General features: G+C 74.0%; 16 protein-coding genes. 9 read left to right on the plus strand and 7 right to left on the minus strand.

Going from position 1 to position 20,429, the window contains the following annotated elements; genetic code table 11:
* Positions 1–91 precede the first annotated feature (91 nt).
* Complete coding sequence (locus ACFWP3_RS08740) at positions 92–514, minus strand: DUF350 domain-containing protein (protein WP_384217716.1); 423 nt, start codon at positions 512–514, stop codon at positions 92–94.
* A 95-nt stretch (positions 515–609) separates the two neighbouring features.
* Between ACFWP3_RS08740 and ACFWP3_RS08745 the strand changes: the two genes are divergently transcribed.
* On the plus strand, positions 610–2,373 hold the full coding sequence (locus ACFWP3_RS08745) for a GNAT family N-acetyltransferase (protein WP_384217719.1): 1,764 nt from the start codon (positions 610–612) through the stop codon (positions 2,371–2,373).
* A 67-nt stretch (positions 2,374–2,440) separates the two neighbouring features.
* Here ACFWP3_RS08745 and ACFWP3_RS08750 read toward each other — a convergent pair whose 3' ends face one another.
* Entirely contained in the window at positions 2,441–4,471 is a 2,031-nt protein-coding gene (locus ACFWP3_RS08750) for an AMP-binding protein (RefSeq protein WP_384217721.1), read from the minus strand.
* A 137-nt stretch (positions 4,472–4,608) separates the two neighbouring features.
* Between ACFWP3_RS08750 and ACFWP3_RS08755 the strand changes: the two genes are divergently transcribed.
* Positions 4,609–6,522, plus strand: a complete 1,914-nt coding sequence (locus ACFWP3_RS08755; protein ID WP_384217723.1) for an ABC transporter ATP-binding protein — start codon at positions 4,609–4,611, stop codon at positions 6,520–6,522.
* A 7-nt stretch (positions 6,523–6,529) separates the two neighbouring features.
* Complete coding sequence (locus ACFWP3_RS08760; RefSeq protein ID WP_384217726.1) at positions 6,530–6,907, plus strand: VOC family protein; 378 nt, start codon at positions 6,530–6,532, stop codon at positions 6,905–6,907.
* A gap of 29 nt (positions 6,908–6,936) precedes the next feature.
* Here the strand turns inward: ACFWP3_RS08760 and ACFWP3_RS08765 are convergent, their stop codons facing one another.
* Complete coding sequence (locus tag ACFWP3_RS08765) at positions 6,937–7,284, minus strand: hypothetical protein (protein ID WP_384217728.1); 348 nt, start codon at positions 7,282–7,284, stop codon at positions 6,937–6,939.
* A 138-nt stretch (positions 7,285–7,422) separates the two neighbouring features.
* On the opposite strand from ACFWP3_RS08765, the gene ACFWP3_RS08770 reads away from it, so the two are divergent.
* Positions 7,423–8,307 (plus strand): sigma-70 family RNA polymerase sigma factor, encoded by an 885-nt coding sequence (locus tag ACFWP3_RS08770; protein ID WP_384217730.1) that lies wholly within the window; start codon positions 7,423–7,425, stop codon positions 8,305–8,307.
* A 57-nt stretch (positions 8,308–8,364) separates the two neighbouring features.
* Here ACFWP3_RS08770 and ACFWP3_RS08775 read toward each other — a convergent pair whose 3' ends face one another.
* Positions 8,365–9,081, minus strand: coding sequence for a FadR/GntR family transcriptional regulator (locus tag ACFWP3_RS08775; RefSeq protein ID WP_384217732.1), 717 nt, complete (start codon positions 9,079–9,081; stop codon positions 8,365–8,367).
* Between the two features lie 108 nt (positions 9,082–9,189).
* Here ACFWP3_RS08775 and ACFWP3_RS08780 point away from each other — a divergent pair, with 108 nt between their 5' ends.
* Positions 9,190–9,738 (plus strand): gluconokinase, encoded by a 549-nt coding sequence (locus tag ACFWP3_RS08780; RefSeq protein WP_384217735.1) that lies wholly within the window; start codon positions 9,190–9,192, stop codon positions 9,736–9,738.
* A gap of 34 nt (positions 9,739–9,772) precedes the next feature.
* The gene (locus ACFWP3_RS08785; protein ID WP_384217737.1) at positions 9,773–11,170 is read left to right on the plus strand and encodes a gluconate:H+ symporter; all 1,398 of its coding nucleotides are present in this window, start codon (positions 9,773–9,775) and stop codon (positions 11,168–11,170) included.
* A 70-nt stretch (positions 11,171–11,240) separates the two neighbouring features.
* On the opposite strand, the gene ACFWP3_RS08790 is transcribed toward ACFWP3_RS08785, so the two are convergent.
* The 3 genes from ACFWP3_RS08790 to ACFWP3_RS08800 form a co-directional block, all read right to left on the minus strand.
* Positions 11,241–12,227, minus strand: a complete 987-nt coding sequence (locus ACFWP3_RS08790) for a hypothetical protein (protein ID WP_384217739.1) — start codon at positions 12,225–12,227, stop codon at positions 11,241–11,243.
* An 86-nt stretch (positions 12,228–12,313) separates the two neighbouring features.
* Complete coding sequence (locus ACFWP3_RS08795) at positions 12,314–13,057, minus strand: hypothetical protein (protein ID WP_384217741.1); 744 nt, start codon at positions 13,055–13,057, stop codon at positions 12,314–12,316.
* 126 nt (positions 13,058–13,183) lie between these two features.
* Positions 13,184–16,744: a S8 family serine peptidase gene (locus tag ACFWP3_RS08800; protein WP_384217743.1), complete on the minus strand. Its 3,561-nt coding sequence runs from the start codon at positions 16,742–16,744 to the stop codon at positions 13,184–13,186.
* 192 nt (positions 16,745–16,936) lie between these two features.
* On the opposite strand from ACFWP3_RS08800, the gene ACFWP3_RS08805 reads away from it, so the two are divergent.
* The 3 genes from ACFWP3_RS08805 to ACFWP3_RS08815 all read left to right on the plus strand — a co-directional run bounded on the left by ACFWP3_RS08805 (position 16,937) and on the right by ACFWP3_RS08815 (position 20,362).
* Complete coding sequence (locus ACFWP3_RS08805) at positions 16,937–18,436, plus strand: MFS transporter (RefSeq protein WP_384217745.1); 1,500 nt, start codon at positions 16,937–16,939, stop codon at positions 18,434–18,436.
* Positions 18,437–18,499: 63 nt separating this feature from the next.
* On the plus strand, positions 18,500–19,708 hold the full coding sequence (locus ACFWP3_RS08810) for an agmatine/peptidylarginine deiminase (protein ID WP_384217748.1): 1,209 nt from the start codon (positions 18,500–18,502) through the stop codon (positions 19,706–19,708).
* Positions 19,709–19,717: 9 nt separating this feature from the next.
* Positions 19,718–20,362 (plus strand): DUF6629 family protein, encoded by a 645-nt coding sequence (locus tag ACFWP3_RS08815; RefSeq protein WP_384217750.1) that lies wholly within the window; start codon positions 19,718–19,720, stop codon positions 20,360–20,362.
* Positions 20,363–20,429: the final 67 nt, after the last annotated feature.

Genomic DNA, 20,429 nt, shown 5'->3' on the forward strand with positions numbered 1-20,429 from the left:
TGCCGTGCCCTGCCGCGCCGAGCCGTGCCTCGCCGATCACGGAAGAGAGCGCCGCTCCCGGTGGGGAGCGGCGCTCTCTTTCGTGCCGGTGTCAGGCGATCGAGGCCGCCACGATCGCGGCCACGGCCAGGTTGCAGGCCGAGGAGACCCAGACCGCCGGGTGGGGCTCCGGGTCGACGACGATGGCGCCGAGCTTGCCCGGGGTCACCAGGTCGAGCACCAGGAAGGCCACGGCCATCAGGATCAGGCCGAGCAGGCCGAAGGCCGCGGTCGACAGCAGGCCCTTGCCGAAGTCCTCGTAGGTGGTCCAGATCGAGGTGAACACGATCCCGCCGATGCCGAGGAGCGCGGAGCTGAGGAAGAGGGCCGCGTTCCGGTTGCGCTCCTCCCAGATCTGCTTGGGGAGCTTCCCGGGCGTCAGCACGTCCACGAGGACTATGCCGAGGATCAGCAGCACGAGGCCGAGGGCGCCGTACGCGCTGGTGCGGCCAAGTCCGTTGATGATGTCGCTCATTGAGAAGCCTGTCTCCGCGTAGGTGGGAAATGATGTGCCGTGGGCTGGCCGAATCTATCGCACGGCCCTGTCGCGGACCATGGGGAGGTCGGCAATTGGCAAAGGTCAGGGGCGCGCGGGCGGCCGAGGCGGAGGCTCTGACGGGGCTGGTGATGCGGTCGAAGGCGTACTGGGGGTACCGGCCGGAGGCCCTCGCCGCCTGGGCCGGGGAACTGCGGATCCGGCCCGCTGACGTGGCGTCCTGCCGGATCGCCGTGGCCGAGGACGACGCGGGGACGGTGCTCGGGCTGGCCTCCCTGGACGGGACCGCCCCGCACGCCTCGCTGGGGCTGCTGTTCGTGGAGCCGCGGGCCATCGGGCGGGGCGTGGGGCAGCTGCTGTACCGGGACGTACTGCGCCGGGCGGCGGAGCTGGGGGTGCGCCGGCTGGTGATCGACTCCGATCCGCACGCGGCCGGCTTCTACCGGGCGATGGGGGCGGTGGCCGCGCCGGGTGGCCCCGACGGGCTGGTGCGCTTCGAGGTGTCCCCCGCCCCGCTCGCCGCCTGGGCACGAGCCTGGACCGGGGGCGGCAAGGCCGTGCACCTGGGCAACGTGGCCGAGTTCAACGCCCAGTTCGCCGACGCCACGCTGGACCGGGAGCAGGCGGCCGCGCACCACTACGCCTGCCTGGCCGCCTTCTACAGTCCCCGCCCGGCTGCCCTGGTGCTGCCCCGGCCGGTGCCGCGGGGCTGGACCGAGCTGGTCTGCCGCCAGCTCGGCTGGACCGGGGTGGAGGTGTACGACGGGCTGGTCGAGCGGGGTCCGGGGCTGCTGGACCGCGTACGGGAGCGGCCGGCGCTCGCCGCGCGGCTGACGGGGGCCGGGCTGCCGCTCGTACCGTGGGGGCTGACCCGGCCGTTCGGGCGGCTGGCCGGGCGGCCGTGGGAGCCCGCGGAGCTGCGGTACGAGTCGAAGTCGGCGGCGCACGGGCTGTTCGGCCGGATCCTGGCGGAGGGCGGGCATCCGGACATCGTGCTCCCCGCGCAGTGGCGGCCCGCCACCCGGTGGGCGGCGGCCCGGCTGCTGTCCGCCCGGGCCGGGGCGGGCGAGAGCAGCGTGCTCAAGTCGGAGCACGGGGTCGGGGGTTCGGGCACCACGGTGGTCAGTCCCGGGCAGCTCCGGGCGGCGGGCGGGTCGCGGGCCCTGCTGCGGCGGCTGCCGCGCGGGCCGCTGCTGGTGGAGGAGTACGTGCACGGCCCGGCGGGGGACGAGGGGCCGCGCGACCTCACGTACGACGGGTTCGTGGCCGCCGACGGCCGGGTGCACGAGGTCGGCGGGGCGGTGATGGACGTACGGGACGGCTGCTACGCGGGGGCCACGGTGGGGCCCGGGGTGGTGCCCGCCTGGGCGGAGAAGCCGCTCGGCGCCTTCGGAGCGGCGGTGGGCCGGGAGCTGGCGGCCGGCGGCTACCGGGGCTGGTTCGACGTGGACTTCGTGACCGCCGGCGAGGGGCGGCTCGCGCCGACCGAGGCCAACCTGCGCCTGACCGGGCCGTCCGTCGCCTTCATGGTGGCGGCCCGGCTCGACGAGCTGCGGGGCGCCGGGCACCTCGTACGGATCGCCGACCGGGTGGAGCTCGGCATGCGGCTGCCCGAGCCCCAGCTGGACGAGCTGTGCGCGGGGCTGGCGCGGGAGTGCGCCGCGCTGGGCGCGGTGTTCGTCCCGGCGATCCCGACGGCCGCCTTCGAACCCGCGCCGTGGCTGGGCTTCCTGGTCGCCGCGCACGACGCGGGGACGCTGGACGCGGCCGAGGCGCTGGTCCGGGCCGGGGCCCGGGCGGGCGGCGAGCTGTTCGGCCCGCCCGAGCCGAGCCCGTAGGCGGTACCGGGTCGCCGGCGGGCCGAGCCCGTAGGCGGCCCGGGCCGTTCGCGGCCCGGGCGCACGGTCAGTCGTCGAAGTCGAAGGGGTTCGGCGGTTTGGCGACGACGTAGGCGGCGACGACGGCCGCCGCGATCATCAGGGGGATGTTGAAGGTGTAGACGAGCGCGGCCTGCCGCGGCCAGTCCTGTTTGGCCGCGAGCCGGTAGAAGTTGTCCTGCGGCCACCACGCCATCAGCAGGTACGCCACCGCCAGATGCGCGGCGGAGGTGAGCCTGCGGCCGCGGCCCCGGCGCGGCATCCGGGCGCGGCCGCCGAGCAGGAAGACCAGGCCGATGCCGAAGGACACGCACTCGAAGAGGTAGAGCAGGAAGAAGAGGAACGCCCAGGGCTGCGGTACGCCGGTGAGGTCCGTCGATCCCGGCCAGAAGACCTTCGTCAGGATCAGGCCGGCCAAGCCCACCGCCAGGCCCCCGCAGCCCGCGGCCCAGAAGCCGGGGAACGGACCGGTCGGACCGGCCGCCGGCCGGACGGACTTGCTCCCGGCGGGCCGCGCCGCGGGGGCGCTCAGGATCGGCAGGGGCAGGGCGGCCCGGTCCTCCTGCCCGCCCCGGGTGCGCGGCAGGGCGCGCACCGAGACCACCCGCAGCGGGATGTCCTCCCGGGGCACTTTCCCCGCCAGGTGCTCGCGCAGCTCCTCGACGTCCGGGAGCCCTCGGCCCGGGGGCCACTCGGGTGCTCCGGGCCGCGGTGCCGCGTAGGCGACGAGCCTGCGCGGGCCGCGGGCCCCGTCCACGCCGTTGACGATCACCGCGCCGATGCCCTCGTGGCCGCGGATCGCGGATTCGACGGGGTGCGGGTCGAGCGAACGGCCGGGCAGGGCGATCCGGTCGCGGAGCCGGCCCCGGAACTCCAGCAGTCCGTCCTCGCGGAGCAGTCCGAGGTCCCCGGTGGGCACCGGGTCCCCGCCGCCGGGCGGCGTGAGGTGTATCTCCCCGTTCCGCAGCTCGGCCCGGCAGCCGCGGAAGGGGATGCCGAGCAGGGAGCGCTCCTCGGGGCCGTCGAGCGGGCCCGGCAGCTGCGGGAGTTCGAACCGGGTGCCGGTGCCGGCGGTCTCGGTGGTGCCGTACACGTTCAGCACGCGCACGCCGGGCCGGAGCACGGTCTGCAGGGCGGCCATGTCGTCGAGGTGGAGCCGGTCTCCGGAGACGGCGAGCAGCCGCAGCGACGGGAGGTCCGCGCCCCGCGCCCGGCGGGGCTGCGGGACGGACGGGCGCGGCGGCGTCTCCGGCGGGGCCAGCAGGTGGACGACGTCGGCGGGGCCCGCGTGGAGCACGGTGACCTGCTCGGCCCGGACCGTCTCCGTGAGCTCCTCGCCCTTCCAGGGCGCGCGTGCGGGCAGGACGAGCGCGCCGCCCGAGCACAGGGCCCTGGTCCAGCCCGCGGCGAAGGCGGTGACGTCCGTACGGGCCGTGATCAGGTGCCGGTCGCGCGGGGTCGGCCGGACGGCCTCCGCCCAGGCCTCGTACGCGGCGAGCAGCAGGCCGTGGCCCACGGGGACGGCGCGCGGCTCGGCGGCCCCGGTGAACAGGACCGCCGCGGTACGGCCGGGCGCGGCGAGCCCGGCCCCCGGGAGCCCGGGCGCCCCCTCGGACCGCTCGTCGCCCGCGTCGGCCTCCTCCGCGCCGAACCGGACCACCCGCAGGCCGGTTCCGCCGTCGAGGGCTGCCCGGTGGGCGGCGCGGGTGAGCAGGAGGTCGGGCTCGGTGCGGGCGAGCTGGCGCCGCCCGGTGCGCGGGTCCTCGGCGTCGACGACGGCGTAGACACCGCCGGCCTTGAGGACGGCGAGGAGGGCGGTGACCAGCTCGGCCTGGCGGACGGTGCCGACGGCCACGCGGGCGCCGGGGGCCAGGCCCTCGGCGAGCAGGCGGCGGGCGAGCCGGCCGGCCCGCGCGTCCAGCTGCCCGTAGGTGAGGCTGTCCGGGCCCGCGACGAGGGCGGGGGCGTCGGGGGTGTCCCGGGCCCAGCGCTCGAAGCGGTGCAGGACGGTGTCGGTGGGATGTGTGCCGAAGCGTACGGACTCGGGTCCCTGCGTCATGGACCGATGATGACACCGGGCACCGACAGCGGCCGGAGGTCGTGAAATTCCGCCGCTCGAGCCGGAGTTGACGCCCGTCGGAGCGCAGGGCCGGCATGCTTGACCTCGACTTAGGTTGAGGTCATAACGTTCCGGACATGGACATGGAAGTCACCGCCTGGACCTCGCTGCACAGTGCGATCAACGCCCAGCAGGACCGCCGCCCGGTATCCCGGGCGAGCCTGCGCCGGGTCGCATCCTTCGCCCGCCCGCACCGCCGCGGGCTCATCCTCTTCCTGCTGCTCAGCATCGTCACGGCGCTGCTCGCGGTGGCGACCCCGGTGCTCGCCAGCCGGATCGTCGACGCCATCGTCGGCGGCCGGGACAGCGGTACCGTCACCCGGCTCGCCCTGCTCATCGCGCTGATCGCGGTGGCCGAGGCGGGCCTGGCGCTGCTGACCCGCCGGCTCTCCGCCACCCTCGGCGAGGGGCTCATCCTCGATCTGCGGACGGCGGTCTTCGACCACGTGCAGCGGATGCCGGTCGCCTTCTTCACCCGGACCCGCACCGGGGCCCTGGTCAGCCGGCTCAACAACGATGTGATCGGCGCCCAGCGGGCGTTCAGCAACACCCTGTCCGGGGTCGTCTCCAACACCGTGACCCTGCTGCTGACCCTCGTGGTGATGCTGAGCATCTCCTGGCAGATCACCCTGCTGGCGCTCGTACTGCTGCCGGTGTTCGTGCTGCCGGCCCGCCGGATGGGCGTGCGGATGGCGGCCATGCAGCGGGAGGCCGCGACGCTGGACGCGGCGATGGGCACGCAGATGACCGAGCGGTTCTCCGCGCCCGGCGCGACGCTGGTCAAGCTGTTCGGGCGGCCCGCCGACGAGTCCGCGGAGTTCGCGGCCCGGGCCGCGCGGGTGCGGGACATCGGGATCCGCACGGCGATGGCCCAGTCCGCCTTCATCACCGCCCTCACCCTGGTCTCGGCCCTGGCCCTCGCCCTCGTCTATGGGCTGGGCGGGTACTACGCCCTGCGCGGGAGCCTGGACGCCGGTTCCGTCGTGGCCCTCGCCCTGCTGCTGACCCGGCTGTACGCGCCGCTGACCTCGCTCGCCGGGGCCCGCGTCGAGGTGATGAGCGCGCTGGTGAGCTTCGAGCGGGTCTTCGAGATCCTCGACCTGAAGCCGCTCATCGCGCAGAAGCCGGACGCCCGTACGGTGCCGGACGGGCCGGTGGCCGTGGAGTTCGACAAGGTCTCCTTCGCCTACCCCTCCCCCGACAAGGTCTCGCTCGCCTCCCTGGAGGAGGTCGCCACCCTCGACGCCCGGGGCGGTACGCGGGTCCTGCACGAGGTCTCGTTCCGCGCCGAACCCGGCCGCATGATCGCCCTGGTCGGCTCCTCGGGCGCCGGCAAGTCGACGATCGCGCAGCTGCTGCCGCGGCTGTACGACGCCGACGCGGGCGCGGTCCGCATCGGCGGGGTCGACGTACGGGACCTGACGGCGGACTCGATCCGCGAGACGCTCGGCATGGTCACCCAGGACGGGCACCTCTTCCACGAGTCGGTGCGCGCCAACCTGCTGCTGGCCCGGCCGGAAGCCTCCGAGGAGGAGGTCTGGGAGGCGCTGCGCCGCTCCCGTCTGGACGGCCTCGTCGCCTCGCTGCCGGACGGGCTGGACACGGTCGTCGGGGAGCGCGGCTACCGCCTGTCGGGCGGGGAGCGGCAACGGCTGACCATCGCACGGCTGCTGCTGGCCCGGCAGCGGGTGGTGATCCTCGACGAGGCGACCGCGCACCTGGACTCGACCTCGGAGGCGGCGGTGCAGGAGGCGCTGGGCGAGGCCCTGGCGGGCCGGACCGCGGTGGTGATCGCGCACCGGCTGTCGACGGTGCAGGCCGCCGATCTGATCCTGGTGGTCGAGGGCGGCCGGGTCGTGGAACGCGGCACGCACACCGAACTGCTGGCGGCGGGCGGCCGGTACGAGGAGCTGTACCGCACCCAGTTCGCGACCTCGGACACGCCCGCCGACGTGGCTACGGACGGCGCGACGACCCCCTCTGGAGCATGATGCCGGTATGGACATCAAACTTGAGCTGGTCGCCGTGCCCGTCACCGATGTCGACCGGGCCAAAGCCTTCTACGAGAAGATCGGCTTCAACGCCGACCACGACCACACCGTCAGCGACGACGTCCGCTTCGTACAGCTGACCCCGCCCGGCTCGGCCTGTTCGATCGCGATCGGCAAGGGCCTGACCCGGATGACCCCGGGCTCCCTGGACAACATGCAGGTCGTCGTCACCGACATCGAGGAGGCGTACGAGGACCTGCGCGGCCGCGGTATCGAGGTCACGGAGATCCAGGACCTGCCCTGGGGCTCGTTCGTCTACTTCTCCGACCCCGACGGCAACGGCTGGGCGGTCCAGCAGACGGTTCCGCGCAAGACGGCGGAGTAGTCCTGCGGGCGTCCCTGGTCCCTGCGCGGTCAGTTCTCCACGGCGACGGGGTGGTGGTCGAGTTCCCACGCGTGGTGCTTGAACTCGTGGCGGAAGTCGGCGTGGTCCTCCCACTGGCGGGCGATGCCGCGCAGCACGTCCCAGTTGTGCTCCACCGACTGGTCGATGACGCGCCGCGTGGCAGCCTCGGCCGACTCCCGCTGTGCGATGAGGCCCTTGACGGCGGAGGCTTCGAGCACGGAGTTGCGCAGCGCGCGCAGGGCGCGGGAGGTGTCGTCCATCCCGAAGCCGTACTCGCTGCCCGTCTCCGCGTCGAACAGCGGGGTGAGCCGCGCCTCGATGAAGGCGGTGATCCGCTCGAAGTGCTGCACGTCCATCGGTGCTCCGTCTCTCCTGCCGGACCACCACGTGTGCCCGGCGTCTCCATGTGCCTATGCTGCTCAGCGCCATTATCCAGCAGCGGCGTTTCCCGTTGATCCGCGTTGCCGGCCGTCCGTGAGGAAGGAACCCGCCCCGTGGACGACGCGTCCCGGCTGACGGAGCGATTCGAAGAGCACCGCTCCCATCTCAGAGCGGTGTCCTACCGGATGCTCGGCTCGCTCAGCGAGGCCGAGGACGCGGTGCAGGAGGCGTGGCTGCGCCTGAACCGGGCCGACACCCGTGAGGTCGAGAACCTCGGCGGGTGGCTGACGACCGTCGTGGCGCGCATCTGCCTCAACATGCTGCGTACGCGCGAGACCCGGCGCGAGGACTCCCTGGAGACGTACTCCGCCGACCCGTCGGCCGGCCGCGAGGAGGCGGTCGACCCCGAACAGGAGGCCGTACTGGCCGACTCGGTCGGGCTGGCGCTGCTGGTGGTGCTCGACCGGCTGACTCCGGCCGAGCGGCTCGCGTTCGTGCTGCACGACCTGTTCGCCGTGCCCTTCGAGGACATAGCCCCGATGCTCGACCGGTCCGCGGCCGCCACCCGGCAGCTCGCGAGCCGCGCCCGCCGCCGGGTCAAGGGCGCTGCGCCGCAAGCCGGAGCCGATCCGTCCCGCCGGCGCCACGTGGTGGACGCCTTCCTCGCCGCCACCCGCGGCGGGGACTTCGAGGCGCTGGTCGCGCTGCTCCACCCCGACGTGGTGCTCCGCGCCGACAAGGCCGTCATACCCAGCCCCGCCCCGGTCCTCATCAGCGGCGCGGTCACCGTCGCGCGGGGCGCGATGGCGGCCATGCAGCGGGCGCGGGCCACGCAGCCGGCCCTGGTGGGCGGCGCGGCCGGCCTGGTGATGGCCCCGCTGGGACGGCTGTTCCTGGTCCTCGGCTTCACCATCGAGGACGGCCTGATCACGGAGATCGACGTGGTCGCCGAACCGGAGCGGCTGCGCGAGCTCGACCTGGCCGTGCTCGACGCCTGACCGCGCGACGCGCACGACCCGCACGACCCGTCGTATCCGTGAGTCCGCCGCGGCGCCCTACGGGGCGAGTACGTCCAGCTCTTCGAGGGCGCCGACGGCGATCTGCCGGGTCAGGGCCTCGGCGCGCGCCGCGTCGCCCTCCCGGACCGCCTCGGCCACCTGTACGTGCAGGGTGACGGCCGCCGGATCGGGATCGTGGAACATCACCGCGTGCTCGGTGCGCCCGGTCAGCACCTCGGCCACGACGTCGCCGAGGCGGGCGAACATCTCGTTGCCGGAGGCGTTCAGCACGACGCGATGGAAGGCGATGTCGTGGCGCAGGTAGCCGTCGAGCTGGTGGCCGCGCGAGGTGCGGACCATGCCGAGGGCCGCCTCGGTCAGCTCGGCGCACTGCTCGGGCGTGGCCCGGGCCGCCGCGAGCCCGGCGGCGACCGGCTCGATCGCGGACCGCAGCACGGTGAGGGAGCGCAGCTGCCGGGGCCGGTCGGTGCCGGCCAGCCGCCAGCGGATGACCCGGGGGTCGTAGACGTTCCACTCCTCGGTGGGACGCACCGTGACGCCGACCCTGCGGCGGGACTCGACCAGGCTCATGGACTCCAGTACCCGGACGACCTCGCGCACCACGGTGCGGGAGGCGTCGAAACGCCCGGCGATCTCGTCCGTGCGCAGCACGCTGCCGGGCGGGTACTCCCCCGCCGTGATCGCGAGCCCGAGGGTGTCCAGTACGTGGGAGTGGAGCCCCTGTCCCGGTCCAGGACTGCCTTCGGTGGTCATGGGCGTAAGCGTACGGTGACGCCCCGGCGAACAAAAGATGCGATGTTTTACCGGCCGCCTCTTGAATAAGTACTACTTAATAGGCTTCAGTGGTGCCCGCACGGACCGATGTCGACGAGGACAGCGAGGTACGACGTGAGCTCCCAGCGCGTCATTGTGGTGATGGGCGTGGCCGGTACGGGCAAGACGACCGTGGGTCGGCTGCTCGCGGAGGCCCTGGCCCTTCCGTACGCGGAGGGCGACGCGTTCCATCCCCCGGCCAACGTCGCCAAGATGTCGGCCGGCACCCCGCTGGACGACGCCGACCGCTGGCCGTGGCTCGACGCCATCGGCGACTGGATCGGCGCCCGGGCCGGGCTCGACGGGGGCCTCGTCGCGGCCTCGGCGCTCAAGCGCTCCTACCGCGACCGGCTGCGCGCCGCGGCTCCCGGGGCGGTCTTCGTCCACCTGACCGGCGAGCGCCCGCTGATCGAGCGCCGGATGGCGGCCCGCACCGGCCACTTCATGCCGCCCGTGCTGCTGGATTCGCAGTTCGCCACCCTGGAGCCCCTCCAGGAGGACGAACTCGGCCTCGCCGTCGACGTGTCCGGCTCCCCCGAAGAGATCACCGAACGGGCACTGGCCGCCCTGCGCCGGCTCCCCACGCCCGAGAACTGACGAAACACCCGAGAACTAACGAAGGAACGTCACCGTGACCGGTCTCAGCGTCGAGACACTGGCGGCGGCAGGCACCGGACCGATCACCTCGGCCGGGAACACCCAGCTGGGCATCGCCGTGCTCGCGGGCATCGCCGTCATCGTCCTGCTCATCACCCGCCTCAAGCTGCACGCCTTCCTGGCGCTGACGGTCGGCTCGCTCGCCCTCGGGGTGTTCGCGGGCGCGCCGTTGGGCAAGACGATCACCAGCTTCACCGCCGGGCTCGGCTCGACGGTCGCGGGCGTGGGCGTCCTCATCGCCCTCGGCGCGATCCTCGGCAAACTGCTGGCGGACTCGGGCGGCGCGGACGAGATCGTCGACACGATCCTGGCCAAGGCCAAGGGCCGGGCCATGCCCTGGGCCATGGTGCTGATCGCCTCGGTGATCGGGCTGCCGCTCTTCTTCGAGGTCGGCATCGTGCTGCTGATCCCTGTGGTGCTGCTGGTGGCCAAGCGGGGCAACTACTCCCTGATGCGGATCGGCATTCCGGCGCTGGCCGGCCTGTCCGTGATGCACGGGCTGATCCCGCCGCACCCCGGGCCGCTCGTCGCCATCGACGCGCTGCACGCGAACCTGGGCGTCACCCTCGGCCTCGGTGTCCTCGTGGCCATACCCACCGTGATCATCGCCGGGCCGCTGTTCGCCCGGTACGCGGCGCGGTGGGTGGACATCCCGGCGCCGGAGCACATGATTCCGCAGCGGCCCTCGGCCGATCTGGAACACCGGCCGCGGTTCGGTGCGACCGTCTTCACCGTACTGCTGCCGGTGGCGCTGATGCTGGTCAAGGCCCTGGTCGACATCGTGGTCAACGACCCGGCGAACGCCGTGCAGCGCGTCACCGACGTCGCGGGCTCCCCGCTGATCGCCCTGCTCGCGGCGGTGCTGGTGGGCATGTTCACCCTGGGCCGGGCGGCCGGGTTCACCAGGGAGCGGCTGTCTTCCACGGTCGAGAAGTCGCTGGCTCCGATCGCCGGCATCCTGCTGATCGTCGGCGCGGGCGGCGGCTTCAAGCAGACGCTGATCGACGTGGGCGTGGGCCAGATGATCCTGGACCTGTCGAAGAACTGGGCCATCCCGACCCTCCTGCTGGCCTGGCTGATCGCCGTGGCCATCCGCCTCGCCACGGGCTCCGCGACGGTGGCGACGATCTCGGCCGCCGGGCTGGTGGCCCCGCTCGCCGCGGGCATGTCCACCACCGAGACCGCGCTGCTGGTCCTGGCGATCGGGGCGGGCTCGCTGTTCTTCAGCCATGTCAACGACGCCGGGTTCTGGCTGGTCAAGGAGTACTTCGGGATGACCGTCGGGCAGACCCTGAAGACCTGGTCGGTGATGGAGACCATCATCTCGGTGGTCGGCCTGGGCTTCGTCCTGCTGCTGTCCCTGGTGCTCTAGCCGCCGCGCGGCGCGCCGGCGGCCCGGCGGTCCAGCACGGCGGTCCAGCACGGCGGTTCAGCCCGGCGGTTCAGCCCGGCGCGCGCTCCTCGCCGAGCTGGGCCGCCGCCAGCGTGAAGCCGTTCGCCGCGGTGGCGCAGCGGCCGGCGAGGGTGGCGACCTCGGCCCGCAGGGCGTCGTCGTCCGGGACCCGCCAGGCGGGTGCGGCCGTCGCCGTGCGCAGCCGCACCGCGTGGGAGCGGAGCGCGGCGGCGTGGCCGCGCAGGCTGCCGGGCCGGTACGGGTGCCGGTACGGGTCCGGTCCGATCGGCTGGACCGCGCGCAGCCGTCGGGGCGCCGGCCCCGGCGGCTCCGCCATGTCCCCGTCGGCCGCCGCTTCGCGGGCCCCGCCGGGGGGCAGGCCGGGGCCCCGGTCGCAGAAGGCCAGGAAGGCCGCGCCCAGTCCGAGGAGCGGTGCGGCGGGCACGGCCCGGCCCGTGGCGACCTGCCAGCCCGCATGGTCGTTGAACGGGTTGGCGTCGGTCAGGGCGTGCCAGGCCAGGATGTCGGCGAAGGCCGGGGTCAGCAGGGCGAAGGCGTGCTCGGCGCCCCGGTCGCGCACGATCCGCCGGAAGAGGCCGACGGCCTCGGCCTGGCGGCCCGCCGCGACGGCCGCGAGTACCGCCGCGGCGGCGGGGTCCCGCAGGAGTTCGGGGCGGCGGGCCTTCGTGGCGCGGATCCGGGCCCTGAGCCCGCAGACGGCGACACTGACGGCGAGGCTCTCACGGCCCGTCAGCGCCCCCGCCAGCCGCCCGGCCCGTGCTGCGACGCCCCGGCCGCGCGGCGCCCAGCCGAGGCCGGCCGGGTCGCTGAGGGTCCGCAGCAGTGTGCGCCAGCCGTGCCGGCGCGGACCGCCCCGGGTGAGGGCCGTGGCGGGCAGGCGGGCGCCGAGGGCCAGCCCGGAGGCGTAGCCGGCGGCCTCACCGACCGCGTCGGCGGCCTCGGCGAGTTCGCGGCACAGGTCGTCGAGCAGGTCGACATCCGTGGCGTCGAGCGTGGAGGTCACGGCGTCGGGCATGGGGTCCTCGCGTGGTCAGCGGCGGTGACATCGGCTTCACCGTACGTCGCTCCCGCGGACCCCGCGCTCCGAGCGCCGGAGAGGTCCTAGGGCAGGGCGAAGGCCGCGTCCCGGAAGGTGGAGCGCAGGGTGGTGGGCCGTCCGGGCGGGAGGGTCGGCAGGAGCAGTGCCCAGCGGTGGCGGCCCGGGCAGACCCACAGGGCCGGGCCGGTGGCCGCGGGGGCGGTGTGGGCCCAGACGCCGTGCGGGGCTGGGTGCCACAGGAGTCCGCGGGCGGGGGTCAGTTCGCCGGTGCGGATGCGCAGGGACTCGGCCGTCCAGGCGCGGGTGATGCCCGTCGGGCCGTCCGTGTCCGCGGGGGCCGCCAGGTGGCTCAGGAAGCGGACGAGGTCGGTGAGCGGCGCGTGCAGGGCGGCGCCTTCGGCGAACCGGGTGCGGGTCATGCCCAGCGGGTGCCAGACCCGGGCCGCGGCGAGTTCGGCGAGGGGGCTGCCCGAGAGGTGCTCGGCGAGACGGGTGAGGACGGCGGCCCCGTCGGCGTGGGTGAGCAGGTGGTGGGCGGTGGTGCCGGCGGGTGTCCCGGCTGCGGCCTCGTCCCCGTAGGCGGAGAGCGGCGTGTGCAGCCGGAGCGCGCCTTCCTCGACGAGGCTGCCGAGGGCGGGCCAGAGGGCGAGGACGGCGGCGAGTGCGCCGACGTCGAAGGCCGTGCCGTCGCAGGTGTGCGAAGCCGCGTGGACGCCGCCGGGACCGCCGACGGCCCAGACCGCCCCGGGGTCCGCGGAGCCCACGAGGGCCCGGATGTCGTCGGCCTGGTCGCTCAGGAGCTGCATGGTCGTTCAGGCTAGCGAGGGCGCTGCGGCTTCTCCGGCGCGTCGGTGCGGAGTCGGGTGCCGCCCACCCGAATGCGCCGCGGAGGGCGGGGCGCCCTGGAGCGCCCCGCCCCGCGCGTGGTGCGGTCAGCTCTGGTCGGGCCGGTCGGTCACCCGCAGGCTGTTGAGCAGCGGCTTGCCGAATCCGCTGTGCGTGACGAAGCGGAGGTTGAGCACCCCGTCCGTCACCTTGACCGTGTAGGTACGGGTCAGGGCCGTGTACGTGCCCGCCTCCAGCGCGATGTCCAGGGAGGGCAGGACCTGCTGGCCCTCGGCCAGGACGTCGAAGACGCGCTTGTTGGGCCGGGTGGAGGAGAGCTCGGCGAAGCCCAGCTCCACGGTGTAGGTGCCGTTCGGCACGTTGTCGAAGCGGTACTCGTACATGCCCTCACGGGCGTTGCGGAAGAGCCGCTGATCCTGCGTGCCGGCGATGGTGCGGCTGGTGCTGCGGGCGGAGCTGTTGCCCTGGTAGCCGTACGATCCCGCGGTGTACTTGCGGTCCGGGGACCAGGCGTCGCCGAGGACGTCCGTGCCCGCGGAGTCGGAGCCCGCGTCCAGGGCGACCTGGTAGCGCGGTACGACGACCTTGACCGGGACGGTCAGGACCGGGGTCCGGCCGCTGGCCGAGGTGATCTTCAGGTCGGCGGTCAGGACCGTCCCGGGGGTCAGTCCCTTCGTGTCCACCGCGAGGGTGATCGGGGCCTTGGCGCCCGTCGGGAGGTTCCCGGTCCCCGGCGTGGCCGTCAGCCAGGCCGCGTCCTCGGTGGCCGTGAAGGCCGTGCCGAGGCCCGGGTTGGTCAGGTCCAGGGTCCGGGTCCGCTGCTGGTTCGCCTGGAGGACCACCTCCACGGCGGGCTTGGACGGCGTCACCCGGCCGGTGCGCAGGGACTGCGTCACCGTGGTCACGTCGGCCGCCTTGACGTCGACGGTCGCCTGCCCGGACTCGTACTGCGGCGCGGACAGGGCGACGGCCCGCGAGCCCGACGGGCTCTGGACCACGTAGCCGCCGTCCGCCGCCGTGGTGGCGGAGACGGCCGAGTCGCCGGTGCCGACGGTCACCGTGGCGCCCGCGACTCCGTTGCCGTCGTTGGCGTCGAGGACGCGGCCCGCGACCACGCCGCTCTTGGTGGTGCGGAAGGCGATGCCCAGGCCGTCGGTGATGACCGCCGTGTTGAAGGAGTACTTGAAGGCGTCGGTGCCGGTGGCGTTCTCCACGCCGACCGTGGCCGTGGAGCCGCCCTTGATGCCGGTGCCGCCGGTGCCCTTGTAGGCGTAGGAGACGCTGCCGTCCTCGCCGATGGACGCCGAGAAGGAGAACTTGTCGGCCTGGGCGGACCAGTGGGACACCTCGCGCCACTCGATGACGTAGCTGCGGTGCGGGGCGGTGCCCGTGACGGCGGTGAAGACACCGGATCCACTGCCCGCCGCGCCGACGACCAGGTCGTCCCAGAAGGGGTAGAGGGCGGCGTTCGGGGTGGCGGTGCTCGGCAGGTCGCCGTTGATGTCGGCGGTGTTGTTGCCGCCGAAGCTGACGGTGCCGTTGGTGCCGATCCAGGCCTGCCCGTACGTCTTGCCGTACAGCGGCAGCGGGAAGGGCAGGTCGACGCGCTCGGTGGTGTTGTCGCCGGTCAGCGCGAGCTGCCGGCTGCCCGGGGTGTACGGGCGGTCGGTCGTGGTGGCGCAGGCGTAGCCGTAGCCGTCGGTGCGTTCGGGCAGGTTCACCGTGACGGTGGTGTCACCCGCGACGGTGGCCCGGGCGGAGCCGCCGGTGACGCAGCGGGACGGGTGGGTGGCCCGCACGTCGTAGCTGCCGTGCGGCAGGGTGACCTCGAAGCGGCCCTGTGCGTCGGTGGTCGCGGTCACGGGGGTGTCCGCGATGGTGACGGAGGCGCCCGCCGCGGGTCCGGAGGCGGCGGTGACCGTGCCGGTGAGCTTGCCGGAGGCGGCCTGGACGAGGGTGAAGTCGCCGGTGGCCGTGGAGTTCTCGGTGACCGTGGCCGTGGCGGTCTGCGGTCCGTAGCCGAACTTGGCGGCGGTCAGGCTGTAGTCGCCCACCGAGAGGGCGGTGAACCGGTAGGTGCCGTCGGCGGCGGTGGTCGTCGTACGGTCGATCGGCCCGTCGGCGGTGACCGTTGCGCCCGCGACCGGCGCGCCGTCGGAGCGGACGGTGCCGGCGAGCGCGCCGATCGCGCCGCGCGGGGCGGCGTTCAGGGCCGCGAGGGCGTCGAGCCTGCCCTCGCCGAAGACGTTGTTGTCGGCGGCGGTGCCGCCGCACTGGGCGCTGTCGGTGTCCTGGGCGGTGCCGTCGAGCAGTGCCTCGGTCTGCGCGATGTCGCCTTCGAGGGCGGGCGCGGCGGACCAGAGCAGGGCCACGGTGGCCGCGGTGTGCGGCGAGGCCATGGAGGTGCCGGAGAAGGCCTCGTAGGCGCCGCCGGGGACGGAGGAGCGCACGTTCACGCCCGGGGCGGCGATGTTCGGCTTGACGAGGCCGCCGGCGGCGGCGCCGCGCGAGGAGAACGAGGCGATCGCGTTGTTGATGTCGAAGGCGCCGGAGCTGTAGGAGCTCGCGTAGTCACCGGGTGAGCCGCTGGTGGAGCAGCCGGGTCCGGAGTTGCCGTTGGAGAAGGCCGGGAAGATGCCGGCCGCCCGCCAGGTGTCGACGATCTCCTGGTACCAGGTGTCGCCGCCCGGGCCGCCCCAGGAGTTGTTGACGACGTGCGGGGCGAGGTCGGGCCGCGGGTTCTGGCCGTTCGCGTCGGTCGGGGCGACGATCCACTGGCCGGAGGCGAGCAGGGAGGCCTCGGAGCAGGAGTTGGACTCGCAGCCCTTGGCGGCGATCCACTTGGCGCCCGGGGCGACACCGATCTTGTTGGCGCCGCCGTCGTCGCCGACCATCGTGCCCATCGTGTGGGTGCCGTGGTCGTTGTTGTCGCACGGCGCGGCCGCGGCGCAGATCCCGGCGGGGTCGAACCAGTTGTAGGCGTGGCTGTAGCTGCCGTCGGCGTTCTTGCCGCGGTACTGGCCGTTCACGGCGGGGTGGGTGTAGTCCACGCCGCTGTCGATGTTGGCGACGACGATGCCCTCGCCGCGCACTCCGGCCTGCTCCCAGAACTGCGGGGCCTTGATGCGGTCGATGTTCCATTCGACGGCGTCGGCGAGGGCCTGCTCCCGCTTGCCCTCGGCGGGCTTGGGCAGCTCGATCTTGTCGTCGGCGGCGATCCGGGACACCTCGGGGCGCTGCGCGAGGGCCCCGGCGAGCTTCTGGGTGCCGACGACGCGGACGGCGTTCACGATCCAGTACGAGGTGTACTCGGCCTTCGCGCCTTCGAGGGCCTTGACCACGTCGGCCTGGCTGCGCGCGGCGTGCTCCTGCTTGGTCCGGAGCACGGTCTCGGCCTTGGCGGCGCGGGTCTGCTGCCTGGCCGCGGCGGTGAGGTCGGCGGCGCTGTCGAGGTAGACCCAGAAGGCGGCCTTGTCGGAGCCGTCGAGCTGGGCGCGGAGCTTGGGTTCGATCTTGCGTTCGGCCGCGCCGGGGGTGGGACCGGGTTCGGGCGCGGCCGCGGCGACGCCCGCGCCGAGGGGTAAGAGCAGGATCGAGGTGAGGGCGGCGAGCGCCGCGCGTAAGGAACGCCTGTTGCGTTGAGCCACGTGTTGTCTCCTCGTACGCCGTGTGCAGGTTGTGCGGGAAGAGGGTGCGTGATGTGCGTGATGTGCGCGGGTCATGGTGAATCAACGGCATGTCCATTACAAGAGTGCCTATTGAGCCGTACCGTGGCGCCGCACCTTGGCGCCGGTCCCCGCCCGGTGGCCCCCGGCTTCCGCCAGGGCCAGCCTTGAGTCATGAGCACACCCGCCCGGCCGGCCGAGCCCGGTGTCCCGCTCGCGTCCGCGCGGGGCCGCTGGATCCTGCTCACCACGGTGCTCGGGTCGAGCATGGCCATGCTCGACTCGACCGTGGTCAACGTCGCCCTCCCCCGGATCGGCGAGGACCTCGACGCCGATCTCGCCGTCCTCCAGTGGACGGTCAACGCCTATCTGCTGACCCTGGCGGGGCTGATCCTGGTCGGCGGGGCGCTCGGCGACCGCTTCGGGCGCCGGCGGATCTTCGTCCTCGGCGTGGTGTGGTTCGCGGTGGGCTCGCTGCTGTGCGGCATCGCGCCCAACGCCGGGGTGCTGGTGGCCTCCCGGGCCCTGCAGGGCATCGGCGGGGCCCTCCTGACACCCGGTTCGCTCGCCCTGATCCAGGGCTCGATCCGCTCGGAGGACCGGGCCCGGGCGGTGGGCCTGTGGTCGGGGCTGGGCGGGGTGGGGGCGGCCGTGGGGCCGTTCCTCGGCGGCTGGCTGGTGGACGGGCCCGGCTGGCGCTGGGTGTTCCTGCTGAACGTGCCGCTGGCCGCGCTGTGCGTCCCGGTGGCACTGCGGCACGTACCGGAATCGCGCGATCCGCAGGCGCACGGGCGGTTCGACGTGGCCGGCGCGCTGCTGGGCGCGGCCTCCCTCGCCCTGCTCACCTACGCGCTGATCGAGGCCCGGACCGCCTCCGCGCCGGTGATCGCCGCGGCGGTGGGCGGCGTACTGCTGGCCGGATCGTTCGTGTACGTGGAGCGGCGGCGGGCCGATCCGATGGTGCCGCCGGAGATGTTCGCCTCCCGGCAGTTCACCGCCGTCAACCTGGTCACCCTGTGCGTGTACGCGGCCTTCGGCGGGTTCTTCTTCCTCGTCGTGCTCCAGCTCCAGGTGGTGTCCGGGTACTCCGCGCTGGCAGCCGGCGCCGCGCTGCTGCCGACGACCGTGCTGATGCTGCTGCTGTCCGCCCGCTCCGGGGAGATCGGGGAGCGGATCGGGCCGCGCATCCCGCTCACCGTGGGGCCTCTGATGTGCGCGGCCGGGACGCTGCTGATGCTGCGGGTGGGGCCGGACGCCTCGTACGCGGCGGACGTGCTGCCCGCGATGCTGGTGATGGGCGCGGGCATGGTGATCCTGGTGGCCCCGCTCACGGCGACCGTGCTGGCCTCGGTGGACCCGGGCCGGGCGGGGCTGGCGAGCGGCATCAACAACGCCGCGGCGCGGGCGGCCGGGCTGCTCGCGGTGGCCGCGCTCCCGCTGCTGGCCGCAATGGGACCCGAGGCGTACCGCTCGGCGGAGCAGTTCGACGCGGCCTTCGGGCGGGCCATGCCCTGGTGCGCGGGGGTGCTGGTGGTCGGGGCGGCGGTGGCGTGGGCGACCGTACGGACCCCCGCGCCCGGCGCGGCGCACCCGCAGTGCCGCACCCAGTGCGCGGTGGGCGCGCCGCCCCTGGAGCCTCCGCGGAGGGCGGAGTCCGGACCCCGGGAGGCTTGACTGAATTTTCAGTCAATGCCACAGTGCCGCTGCCTCTCATCCATCCCTCCTTCGGAGGTTCGCATGAACCCAAGCCGTAGAACCGTGCTGCGATCGGCGGGCGCCGGGGCGGCCGGACTCGCCCTCGGAACCCTCGCCGGCGGGCAGGCCGCCCACGCCGCTCAGCCCGCCCAGTCCGCTCAGTTCGCTCAGTCCGCTCAGTCCGCTCAGTCCGCTCAGTCCGCTCAGTCCGCTCAGTCCGCTCAGTCCGCCGCGAGCGTCGCCGGGCGGATGCGCGTGCCGCTCGACGACGTACGGCACGTCCGCACCTGGATGGCCTGGCCCTCCAGCCGCACGATCTGGGGGCGCGACCTCGCCGGCATCCAGCAGGACATCGCCCTGATCGCCCGCACCGCCGCCCGCTACGAGCCGGTGCTGATGTGCGCGGCGGACGAGAGCGCGGCCGCCACCGCGCGGGCCCGGTGCGGCTCCGCCGTCACCGTCATCTCCTCGATACCGGTCGACGACCTCTGGATGCGGGACTCCGCCGCCGTGTTCCGCCTCGACGGAGCCGGGGCCATGGACGCGATCGGCCTGAACTTCAACGGCTGGGGCGGCAAGCAGACCCACCGCAAGGACGCCAAGGTGGCCCGGCTGCTCGCCGCACACGAGTCCCTGCCCTTCACCGTCGCCGACTTCGTGGGCGAGGGCGGCGCGGTGGAGACCGACGGCGACGGGACCGTGATGGCCACCGAGAGCAGCCTGGTCAACAAGAACCGCAATCCCGGACTGAGCCGGGCCCAGGTCGAGGCCAAGGTGCTCGCCGCCTACGGCGCCGACAAGATGATCTGGGCGCCCGGCATCAAGGGGCAGGACATCACCGACGACCACATCGACGTCACCTCCCGGTTCGTGCGGCCCGGCGTGGTGATGGTCCAGGTGCCGCCCGCGGACCGCACCGACATCTGGGCGAAGGACGCCCGCCAGCAGCTCGCCATCCTCTCCGCCGCCACCGACGCCAAGGGCCGCCGGCTCCAGGTCATCCGGGTGGACGGGCCGCGGACCCTGCGCTCCGACAACCCCGACTTCGTGGACTCGTACCTGAACTTCCACCTCGTCAACGGCGCGGTGATCACCTCCCAGTTCGGGGACCAGGCCACGGACGCGGGGGCCCGGCAGGCCCTGGCCGCGGCCTTCCCGGGCCGCACCGTCGTCCAGCTCGACGTGGACCGCCTGATGGGCGGCGGCGGGGGCATCCACTGCTCGACCATGCAGCAGCCGGCCGCCCCGTGATGTGACGCCATGTGCTGGAGCGCGACGGCCGATCTGACGGCGGGCACGGTCATCGCCGCCGCGGGCGTCGTGTGCGTGGCGCGCACCGCACGCGCCGGGCGGGCCCGCGACCTGCCCGTCGCCGCGCTCCCGCTGCTGCTGGGCGCACACCAGCTGATCGAGGCCGCCGTCTGGAGTTCGGGCGGCGGCTGTTCACCGGCGGCCACCGCCTGGGCCGTGGTCGCCTTCCCGCTGCTGGCCGTCTGGGTGCCGCTCGGGGTACTGCTCGCGGCCGCGCCTGGGTCCCGGCGCCGCCTGTGGGGGCCGGTGGCGGTCGGCCTCGCCACCGGTGCGGTCCTCGCGTACGGCCTCGCGACCCGGCCGGTGACCGCGGAGATCCGCGGTCGCACGGTCGGCTACGGCGTGGACGTCCCCTACGCCCCGCTCGTCGTGGCGGGCTATCTGTTCGCGACGCTCGGCGCCCTGCTGCTCGCCGGCGACCGGCGGCTGCGGCTGCTCGGGGCCGTGCTGGGCGCGGGCGCCGTGGTCTGCGCGGCGCTGTGGAGGCTGGAATTCGCCTCCACCTGGTGCGCGTTCGCCGCGGTCGCATCCTTGCTGGTCCTGGGCTGGGTACGGCGCCCCGAGGCCGCGACTTCTGTGACACGACCGGCTTGAAGTTACGAAGTTACCCCGAGGTATCTAGTGACTTCACACGCACCTAGCAGTAGAACTCGTTCTCATT

Source organism: Streptomyces sp. NPDC058525 (genome assembly GCF_042719495.1).
Lineage (GTDB): Bacteria > Actinomycetota > Actinomycetes > Streptomycetales > Streptomycetaceae > Streptomyces.